General features: G+C 70.0%; 7 protein-coding genes. 3 read left to right on the top strand and 4 right to left on the bottom strand.

What is annotated here, in order from left to right; all coding sequences use genetic code 11:
* Window positions 1-65: 65 nt before the first annotated feature.
* Together ACH4OA_RS13770 and ACH4OA_RS13765 are read right to left on the bottom strand one after the other, a co-directional pair.
* The gene (locus ACH4OA_RS13770; RefSeq protein WP_397946415.1) at window positions 66-707 is read right to left on the bottom strand and encodes a response regulator; all 642 of its coding nucleotides are present in this window, start codon (window positions 705-707) and stop codon (window positions 66-68) included.
* Window positions 698-1723 (bottom strand): histidine kinase, encoded by a 1026-nt coding sequence (locus tag ACH4OA_RS13765; protein WP_397935815.1) that lies wholly within the window; start codon window positions 1721-1723, stop codon window positions 698-700. The genes ACH4OA_RS13770 and ACH4OA_RS13765 overlap by 10 nt, the downstream gene beginning before the upstream one ends.
* Window positions 1724-2133: 410 nt before the next feature.
* Here ACH4OA_RS13765 and ACH4OA_RS13760 point away from each other — a divergent pair, with 410 nt between their 5' ends.
* Entirely contained in the window at window positions 2134-2688 is a 555-nt protein-coding gene (locus ACH4OA_RS13760) for an ATP-binding cassette domain-containing protein (protein WP_397969097.1), read from the top strand.
* On the opposite strand, the gene ACH4OA_RS13755 is transcribed toward ACH4OA_RS13760, so the two are convergent.
* Window positions 2685-3545 carry an ArsR/SmtB family transcription factor gene (locus ACH4OA_RS13755; protein ID WP_397969095.1) on the bottom strand — a complete coding sequence of 287 codons (861 nt, stop codon included), beginning with the start codon at window positions 3543-3545 and terminating at the stop codon, window positions 2685-2687. The two genes, ACH4OA_RS13760 and ACH4OA_RS13755, sit on opposite strands and share 4 nt — an antisense overlap.
* 591 nt (window positions 3546-4136) lie before the next feature.
* Window positions 4137-4703, bottom strand: a complete 567-nt coding sequence (locus tag ACH4OA_RS13750; RefSeq protein WP_397935811.1) for a TetR/AcrR family transcriptional regulator — start codon at window positions 4701-4703, stop codon at window positions 4137-4139.
* Between the two features lie 105 nt (window positions 4704-4808).
* On the opposite strand from ACH4OA_RS13750, the gene ACH4OA_RS13745 reads away from it, so the two are divergent.
* Together ACH4OA_RS13745 and ACH4OA_RS13740 are read left to right on the top strand one after the other, a co-directional pair.
* The gene (locus ACH4OA_RS13745; RefSeq protein ID WP_397969094.1) at window positions 4809-5717 is read left to right on the top strand and encodes an NmrA family NAD(P)-binding protein; all 909 of its coding nucleotides are present in this window, start codon (window positions 4809-4811) and stop codon (window positions 5715-5717) included.
* 611 nt (window positions 5718-6328) lie between these two features.
* Window positions 6329-9424 carry an FG-GAP repeat domain-containing protein gene (locus ACH4OA_RS13740; protein WP_397969093.1) on the top strand — a complete coding sequence of 1032 codons (3096 nt, stop codon included), beginning with the start codon at window positions 6329-6331 and terminating at the stop codon, window positions 9422-9424.
* The last annotated feature ends 303 nt before the right edge of the window (window positions 9425-9727 follow it).

The raw sequence follows: 9727 nt of genomic DNA, 5'->3' as shown, positions 1-9727 counted from the left end.
CGTTCCGAAAGCGGCGGGCCCCGTCTCGGACGGGCCCGCCGCTTCGCCGTGCGGGTCCTCCGCCGTCAGCGCGCTTCCAGATAGGTCAGCACGGCCCGGACCCTGCGGTGACCGGCGTCGGGCTCGGTAAGCTCGAACTTCGAAAAGATCTTGCCGATGTGCTTGTGCACGGCGTTGTCGGTGATGCACAGCTTCTTGGCCAAGGTGGCGTTGTCGTGCCCCTCCGCCATCAGCGCCAGGACCTCCCGCTCCCGGCGGGTGAGCGTGGACAGCGGCTGCGTCTGCCGGGCGAGCAACTGGGCCACCACGTCGGGATCGAGCGCCGTGCCGCCGGTGGACACCCGGTCGAGCGCCTCCAGGAACTCGTCGACCCGGCTGATGCGGTCCTTGAGCAGATAGCCGACGCCACCCCCGCTGCTGGAGAGCAGCTCGGCCGCGTACGTCTGTTCCACGTACTGGGACAGGACCAGGACCGGCAGGCCGGGATGGACGCGCCGGGCCTCGATCGCGGACCGGATGCCCTCGTCGCGGAACTCGGGCGGCAACCGCACGTCGACGATGGTGACCGCCGGGCGATGCCGGTCCACCGCGGCCAGGAACCCCTCGGCGTCGCCGGCGACCTCGGCCACCTCGTGGCCGCAACTGGTCAGCAGCAGCTCCAGACCGGTGGCGAGCAAGACGTTGTCCTCCGCGATCACTATCCGCACGGCAGCTCCACGGTGATCGTGGTGGGACCGCCCGCCGGGCTCAGGATCGTGAGGCAGCCGTCGAGCGCCTGCGCGCGGCCCCGGAGACCGGCCAGTCCGCTGCCGTCCTTCTCCCGGGCGCCCCCCACGCCGTTGTCGGTGACGACGATCGTCAGCACGTCCCCGGTACGCCACACTCGCAGCCCCGCCTTGGTGGCCCGGCTGTGCTTGGCCACGTTCGTCAGCGCCTCGGTGACCACGAAATAGGCGATGGTCTCGATGGCTGCCGGGATGCGGTGCACCTCGCCGATATCGATCGAGACCGGCACCCCGCCCCGAGCGGCGACGGTACGCAGCGCGCCCCCCAGCCCGCGGTCGGCGAGGATGGGCGGGTAGATCCCGCGGAGCACCTCGCGCAGCTCGACCATCGCCTCCTCCGTGATGTCGGTGGCCTCGCGCAGCATCCGCGCGAGGGTGGTCAGGTCGCCGTCGAGGCACCGCCGGGCCACCGCGAGCCGCATGGCCACGGCCACCAGCCGTGCCTGGGTGCCGTCGTGCAGATCCCGCTCGATCCGCCGCAGTTCGGCCGCGTGCGCCTCCAGCGCGTCACTGCGGGTGCGGGTCAGCGTGGTCACCCGGTCGGCGAGTCTCTGGGTCCGCGACGGCGCGAGCACGGCGAGCGTCAGGCGGGCGTACCCCGTGGCACACCACGGCAGGGCCAGGCAGCCCAAGGCGAACATGAGGTTCCCCACCGACGGACCGATGACGACCTCCCCGTACGAGCCGACCACCGGCATGTCCAGTACCGTCTGCGGGTCGTCCTTGACCGGGAACGCCCACCAGAGCAGCGGTGTCACCACGACCAGCAGCGCGTTGCTGACGCAGATGACCGTGGCCAGCCCACAGGCGAGGCCCAGCGTGAGGTGCAGGACGAGCCAGTACAGATGACGGGGCAGGCCGATGCGCTGCGCGCGGACCGGGCGCCCCAGTAATCGACCGGCTCGCTGCCGGTGCCATTCCGCCCACGACTGACGCATGCTCGGATGACAGAGCAGTACGAACGACAGAAGGCTCATGGCCGCGGTGCTGAATCCCGCGAGCAGATAGACGGTGGCCCGCACCGGAGGTGTCCGGAAACGGGTCACAAGAAGAGGCCAGGACGCCCCGCGTATTACAGGAGGCTGTAGTTCCGCCCCTGCGGCAGAGGGTATGGCCTTGTGGGCACCGGAGACCATAACCTGCTGTTCAGGCCGGGTTTCCGAAACCGGGGGCGGATAGACTCGGCCTATCTTCACCGGAGTTGAACGGGGATGGCGGACGGGTTGCACAACCTGCCTCCGATGCGTTGAAAGGGACCACCATGACTGACCAGCGTCCGGCTCTGCGGCTGTGCCATGTCGGCACGGTCGGAGGCGGGGGCAGCGAGTCTGGATCTGAGATAGAGGATGTGACCTTCGCGTGCGAGGCCGGCACCTGGACCGCGCTGGCCGGGCCGGCCGCCGCGGACAGGACCGGCGTCCTGCGGTGCGCGGCTGGACTGGACCCGGTGACCGCGGGTGAGGTCCGGCTGGCCGAAGGGCTGCGGCTCGCGCATGTCGGACTCCGGCCGTTGACGGAACAGCTGGCGACGATCGACACGCTCGCCTCGGCGCTCGCCCGACTGCCGGCACCGGCGGCCGAACTGCTGCGGGAGGCACTGCACCGGCTGGACCTGTGGGAGGAGCGGGACACGCCCGTAGGTGCCCTGACGGAGAGTCGGCAACGCGCGGTCGCGGTCGCGGTCGCGGTCGCCGACGCCCCCGACGTGCTGCTCGCCGACGATCTCATCAGTGGACTTCCGCCCGCCACCGCGGCGGCGGTCCTCGACCTGCTGCGCGACCAGGTGGACCGGCACCGGCTCTGCGTCGTGGCCTCGGCCGCCGACTTGGCCTCTCTGGAACGGGCCGATGTGGTGGTGCTGCTCGCCGGGGGACGCGTGGTCGAGACACGGACGATGCCCTAGTCCCGCGGCTTCGGAACACCCCGCGGCTCTCCCACCCGTGGGGTGACCGGGCCGGGTGGTGTGCCCAGCGCACGGCTGAGTTCGGCGGGCAACTCCCCTTGCAGAAGGGCCAAGCCGAGCGGGGTGAGGGTGTGCGTGGCGGTGGTGCGGTTGCGTAACGTCGTGATCAGACCCGCCTCCCGCAGCACAGTGGCCTGCTTGCTGGCGCCGGAGAGGGAGATGCCGAGCCGGTCGGACAGATCGCCGGTGGTGCCGCTCTCGGCCAGCGCGCGCAGGGCGGCCGCACGGGTGGCTCCGACGAGGGCGGCCAGCGCCCGGTCGCCCTCCTCCTCCGCTTCCTCGGGGGGCGACTCCAGGTCGTTGAGGTCCAGGGGCGTGGAGAAGACGAGTGCGGGCACACCGGACTGCCGCTCGGAGCGCACGAGCACGCAGGTCTTGTCGGGCAGGAAGACCGACGGGCTCAGGATCAGGCCGCGCCCGTCGAGTTTGATGTCGAGGTCGAAGCTGGACGCGACCCGTAACTCCGAGGACTCCCAGGTCACCTTGGGGTGCAGGCCCGCGAGCAGGAACTCGATGCCGTGCGTGATGGCCATCCGCCCGCGCATGTCACGCTCCGTCTCCAACCGGGACTGTATCCGCGACCAGTAGGGCAGGACGCCCGCAGAGCAGAACAGGAAGACCACTTGGGCGAGGCGGCGAGCCCGGGCGCGCACAGCCGAGGGCACCGCGTCCGCGTCGGCTCCGTCCCGTTCGAGCAGCCACAGGAGATCGGGGATGACCCGGTGCTCGGACACGACCTCGTCTATGGCGGGAAGATCGTCGCCGAGCCGTTCGCGTACGACCTTGTGCCAACCCACACCGCTGCGTGCCCGGTCACGTCCGAAGCGGTGAAGCGCGAAGACCGCCTCGGATACCGGGCCCAACGTGTGAACCATTCTCAGAATCTGAATGTCTTTGCTGGTGAGGTGTATGCGCAACACGGCCACCCATCCCCCAAGTAAGGCCCCCCGGGGCGCTTTAGGCGCAGGAGCCTAAGCTCGTATCGTCACCAACGACAAGGACATACGTTCGCCAATAAACCTGGAAACTATCCGGACGTATCATAATTTAACGCTGCATCAAGAGCGGGCCTACCGCTGGTAGCCAGGCATAACCGGCTGGATATGGCCCATTGTTTGGTCCCGAGGGGAGTGCTAGGTGGGGCTGGGGGCTGGTGGAGGAGGCGGGCGGCCCCGGTACCGGTGAACACTCGTATTCACCTTCCGTCGGTTTCCCGAGGAATGCCTCCGCCGGTGTAAGTCCGCGCGATAGCCAGCGGCATATGCGCAGGGAACTCCCTCAGGGCTGCCGTTGCCTGATCGTGGGAGGTGCGCTCTTGAATAGCGTCATCTTCCGCTCCAGCGGGGCAGAATCTCACCATCGCCGGGACTTATACCGTGTGGGCCCGGTCAGCCGGTGGGAGCCGGGTCCAGTCCCTGGATGGTGAGTTCGAGCAGGTGGCTGGCGTAGGCCAGGGGAGTGTCCTGGTGTTCGGTGGCCAGGGCGATGCCGGCGGTCAGGGTGACCAGGTCGCGGAAAGTGAAATCGCTCCGGACGGTCCCGTCGTCGATGGCGCGCCGCAGCAGCGGGGTGCCTGCGGCTTCCAGGATGCCCTGGCAGGTGTCGGGGGCGGCGTCCTGGACCGGTGGCTCGTAGGTGAGGGCGTCGGCGAGTCCGCGCGCGGACACTGCGTAGGCGAGGAGGTCGTGCATCCAGGCCAGCAGTGCCGCGTGGCTGTCCTCGGCGGCGCTGCCGGCGCGCGCCTGTTCGGCGAGTGTCTGGACGCGCTCGTGGAAGACGGCTTCGAGCAGGGCCTGGCGGGTGGGGAAGTGCCGCCGCACGGTGGCCGAGCCGACGCCCGCGACGCGGGCGATCTGTTCGACGGAGGCGTCGGCTCCGCAGGCGGCCACTTCCGCTTCGGCGGCTTCGAGGATACGGGCGTAGTTGCGGCGTGCGTCAGCGCGCTGACCGGGCATGACTCCCCTTTGCTTGCTAAGTGGTGGGCCCCGCCATATCGTAGCGGCAGGATAAACGGCGGCCCCCGCCGCTTATGCCGTCGAGACGTCCGAGGAGACCCGACGATGCCTGAAACCCCTGCTCCTGTTCTGGTGACCGGCGGCACGGGCCGCCAGGGCGGCGCGACCGCCCGTGCGCTGCTCGCCGCACAGGCGCCCGTCCGGGCCCTGGTACGTAACCCGCACTCGGAGGAAGCCAGGGCCATCCGGGCCCTGGGCGCCGAACTGGTCACCGGCGACCTGACCGACCCCGCCTCCTTGGACCGCGCCGTCCAGGGAGTCCGCGCGGTCTTCTCAGTGCAGATGCCGCCGTTCACGGGCGACGGCTTCGACTTCGCCGGGGAACTCGCCCAGGCCGCCAGCCTGATCGACGCGGCCCGGCGGGCGGGCGTGCACCAGTTCGTGCAGTCCTCCACCAGCGGGGTCGGCACACACACGCGGGCACCCGGCTGGGCAGAAGGCCGCTGGGCCTTCATGCAGCCCTACTTCGAGACCAAGCAGGCGATCCTGGACGCCGTACGCCGCGCTGACTTTCCTCGCTGGACGGTGATCAAGCCCGCGTTCTTCATGGAGAACGTCCCCGCACTCGTGCCCCACGGACCCGAAGGCGGCCTGGCCACCATCGTGAAGCCCGGCACGCAGCTCGCTCTGGTCGCGTGCGAGGACATCGGCGCGGCAGCCGCCCGCGCCATCGCCGACCCCGACCGCTTCCACGAGGTCGAGCTGGAACTGGCCGGCGACCGCCTCACCATGCAGCAGATCGCGCGGGTCCTCTCCGAGGTGTGGAGGGTGCGGGTGACCGCCCCGTCGATGAACCTCGGGGAAGCCCTCGCGGCGGGCATGCCGGGCTGGGGTGCCGGACACGACTGGAACAACCTCGTCGCCCCGTCGGCCCACCCCGACTACGCCCGGACACTGGGCATCCCGCTGACCACGTTCGCCGACTGGGCGCACACACACCTTACGGCGGCGTAAGCGCTGTTGCGGCCGAGGAGGAGAGGAGGCGCCGGCATCGAACCGTCTCACGTGCCACGGGCGCAGCGCCGCCCCGTCATACTCGGCGTCTCGGGCCGGCTCGGGGCGCGGCCCCCTGCACGGCGAGCCGGCGGTTCATCCGACGGCGGTAGGCGTCGCCAACGGGCGACCACGCGGAGCAGGTGTCCGACCCCGGCGATGCGCCCGTACTCGGCGAACACCTGCCTCGGCGGGGCGGGGCTTCCCTCACGGCCGAACACACGCAGCAGGTCGTAGGCGCGGGCCGACCATTCACCTTCCCGCCGCGGTACGGGTGAAGACGTGCTCTTCGCCGTCCTGCTGTGGTTACTCGACGCCATCGTCGGGATCGTCGCCCTGCTGACCGGGCTGGCGCGGACCGATTTCAACCCGTTGGAGCCGGCCCCCACGCGTCGCTGACGCCAGTTTTCGCCTACGTGGCCGGGTTGTCGATGAACTGCAAATGAACTTCTCAAGAAGCTGTGAAGGCCCTGTAATATCAAGCGACTTCCGAGGGGGACGGAACAGGCCGCGGCCGGAGAAGAGCGTGAGCGGTGTACGTCCCCCCAGATGCTTTTCGGGGAGGACCCGCTTTGGCCAGCCATACCCATGTTCACCACTCCCGCGCCGGACGGGCGGCGGTGGCCGTCGCCGCCTCCGCCGCGTTGATCGCCGCCTTAGGGCCGTCGGAGGCCGCCGCGGTCGGCGAGGCGCGGGAGACTGTCGTCCCGGCCACCTACCGCAGCACGCATCTGGTGGCTCCACTCACCAGTCCGGACACCCGTGCCGGAGGTGACGGAGCGGGCGCGCGCGGCGTCTTCCATAGGCTGGAGGGCCATCCGGGCGTGGTGTGGACGCGGTACTCGGACGGCCGGTCCTTCGACGAGCCGCCGGCGCTGGCCGGTGGAGTCCGCCAGGGCACCGGCAGTGACGTTCTCGCCTACAGGTTCGCTGATGGCCGGATCGGCCTCTGGAACGCGGTCGACGGAACCACGAGCGTGCTCCGTGTCCCCGAAGGCCACACCCTGGGAGGCATCTTCGGCAGCACCCTCGTGACTTACCAGGACGTCACCGCCGAGGACGGTGCGGTCACCCGCATCCAGCATCTGCTGACTCCGGAGTCCGACGGCAGCTTTCGAGATGTGACGGTGAAGGGCGTGCCGGAAGGCATGAAGATCGGTCGGCCGATGCGCGGCGACAGCTCCGGGCTGTTCTTCTTCGCCGGCTTCGACGGCTCGCGTCTGGTCGAGGTGGACCCGGAAACGGGCCGGCTCGGGAGTTGGACGCCTGTGCTGCACAACTACGCCTTCGTCAAAATCTCGCCCGAGCGCCTCGTCGTCTACGCCGGCTCGGACGCCACCAAGGCCTACGTGTACTCCCGCGCCGATCTGTCGGCCGTCCCGACCGAGGTCACCCTGGACAACACGACCGGCACCCATACGGCCGACGGCCTCTCCGTCGTAGGCGACTGGATCGTCCACCGACCGGGCGGCAAGGAGCAGGTGACGGCCGTACCCATGGCGGGTGGCGCCCCGGTCGTCCTCGCCGCCTCCTCCAACAGCGGGATCTCCGCCGCCCCCGATGGCACCGCGCTCGTCGTCGGTGGCACCGGCGCCGACGACTGGGGCGTCCAGCGCATCCACCCGGGCGCGGACGGCAGACCGGTCGTCACCATGGTCAAGGCACTGCCCCAGCCGCCATACCCGATTCAGGGACTGTCGCTGGACCAGGGACGGCTGGTCGAGGCCGACGCCAGTGTGGACGGCACGCGGGATACGTACGGGCGGACCGTCGCCGTGACCGGAACGCCGGAATTCGGGGCGCGGTCGAACTACGACGGCACCGGCATCCGGCTGTACGGCTGCCCGGCGAAGGACGTCGGCTGCTCACAGCTGTTCGGCACCGCGGTGGGAGCGACGGTGTGGCTGAACCGCCAGTCCGGGGCCTACGACCTGCTCCGGGTCGACGGCCCCGAATACGGTTGGTGGGAGCGCGGGGTGCCGGCCGACGGACGGATCACCGACGTCTCCGGCGCATACGTCCTCTACACCACCGCCACCCAGCAGTACGTCTACAAGATCGGCGGTGGCTCACCGGACAAGGTCACTCGCCCTTCCGGCGCCGCCGCCCTCTCAGGAGACCTGCTCTGGACGGCCGGCGCGACCCCCGGTCAGGTCACGGCGTTCGACCTGACCACGAGGAAGACCGTGGAGACCCTCGTACTCGACACCGACTGCGTGCCCACCGAACTCCAGGCGCTCGGCCGCTATCTGTACTGGACCTGCGGCGACCGGGCCGGGGTGTACGACCGTACGACCAAGACGTCCGTGCCGGTGCCGGCCGACGAGGCGAAGCTCGGGGACGGGTATGTCGTCACGCACGACAAGCGGGCCGGGAAGCTGGTACTGACGACCGTCGTTGACGCGACGCCGGTCAGCCGGGTCATCGGCGACCTGCCGGACACCGGCGTCTCGCAGCGCGACGTGCGCTGGACGGCCGACGAGTCCGGGCCGAACGCGGCCTACGTCGACGACCAGGAGCAGATCCATCTCGTGCCGTCAGGTGTCGCCCCGCAGCCGCTGCGACTGCTCGCGCCCGCTCAGAACTCGTCCTCGGTCACCCCGCACCCGGTCGACACCACGGCGGATACCCTGACCCGGGTGCTGCTGTCGAAGCCGGCAGCCGGCTGGCGGCTGACCGTGCGCTCCAAGGCGACCGGCAGGGTCGTCGACAGCGCGGGCAGCACGGCTGTCGCACGCGGCGAGCTGGACGTGCCTTGGTTCGGCATGAACCGGGCCCTTCCCGGGGACGTGCCGCTGCCCAACGGGACGTACGAGTGGACGCTGTCCGTCGCCCCGGCCGACGGGGTCGGCGCACCGGTGGACGTGAGAGGCTCCGTCCGGATCGAGGCGGGCACCCCGGTGCGTCACGACCACGTCGGCGCCGACGGGATCGGTGACCTTCTCACCCTCGACTCCTCGGGTCTGATGACCTTCCACCAGGGGACGGGCAAGGGCACTTTCTCCGGGAAGACCTCAGGAGCCGGCTGGTCGACGAAGGCCGTGGCGGTACCGTTCGGCGACCTGAACAAGGACCGGTGCAACGACGTGCTGGTGCGCATGAGCGACGGCTCGCTGCGCGGCTACAAGGTTGCCTGCCAGAGCGACTTGGGCAGCAGGACGCCGTACACGAAGCTCGGCACAGGCTGGAACGCGTACGACGTGCTCACCTCGCCCGGTGATCTGACCGGGGACGCCCGGGCGGACCTCCTGGCGCGCAAGGCCTCCACCGGTGACCTGTATCTTTTCGCCGCCAAGAGCAACGGCACGCTCGCGGCCGGCAAGAAGATCGCCTCGGCCTGGAAGGGCTATACGAAGGTCGTCGGCGCCGGAGACCTGAACGGCGACGGGATCGGGGACGTCCTGGCCCGGGACAGGACCGGCACACTCTGGCGCTACGCCGGCGCCGGCAACGGCAGCCTGAAGGCGCGCGTGAAGCTCTTCTCCGACTGGGGCGGCTCGTACGACGCGATCATCGGCGTCGGTGACATCACCGGCGACGGCAGGAGCGACCTGATCGAACGGGACAAGGCAGGCAACCTGTACCGCAACGCGGGTGACGGCAAGGGCTCTTTCGCGGCCCGCGTGAAGATCGGCACCGGCTGGCAAGGCTACAAGGGCCTCTTCTGAGCTGTTGCCTTCGGCCACCTCGCCGGCCAGGGGAAGATGGCGGCGAGGTGGAGCCCGGACCAGATCGCCTTCGGCGTTGGCCTGGGTGCACAGGCCCGGTCCGGCAGCAACGGCTCCATGCGGCCTGTCGGGCGTAAGTCAACCCGTGGGCTGCCGAGGCCGGGCGCCCTGTGCGGCGGCCGTGGCGATCCCGGGCGGTCGGGGCAGTAAAGCGAGCCGCTGTGGACGGGGCAGGCAACCTGTTAATTATCGTCCAGCGGTGCATGATTCGGCCACGATCCGTTCCGGGTTGTCTGCTCACAT

It is taken from the genome of Streptomyces sp. NPDC017095, assembly GCF_044332325.1.
In the GTDB taxonomy this organism is placed as follows: Bacteria; Actinomycetota; Actinomycetes; order Streptomycetales; family Streptomycetaceae; genus Streptomyces.
Note: the sequence above shows the minus strand (reverse complement) of the source record. Positions and strands in the feature narration are given on the sequence as shown.

What these genes read in the sequence shown, in the direction of transcription:
- ACH4OA_RS13745 (WP_397969094.1), top strand. Translation starts at nt 4,809, where the DNA reads ATGCCTGAAACCCCTGCTCCTGTTCTGGTGACCGGCGGCACGGGCCGC.
- ACH4OA_RS13750 (WP_397935811.1), bottom strand. Translation starts at nt 4,703, where the DNA reads ATGCCCGGTCAGCGCGCTGACGCACGCCGCAACTACGCCCGTATCCTC.
- ACH4OA_RS13765 (WP_397935815.1), bottom strand. Translation starts at nt 1,723, where the DNA reads ATGCGTCAGTCGTGGGCGGAATGGCACCGGCAGCGAGCCGGTCGATTA.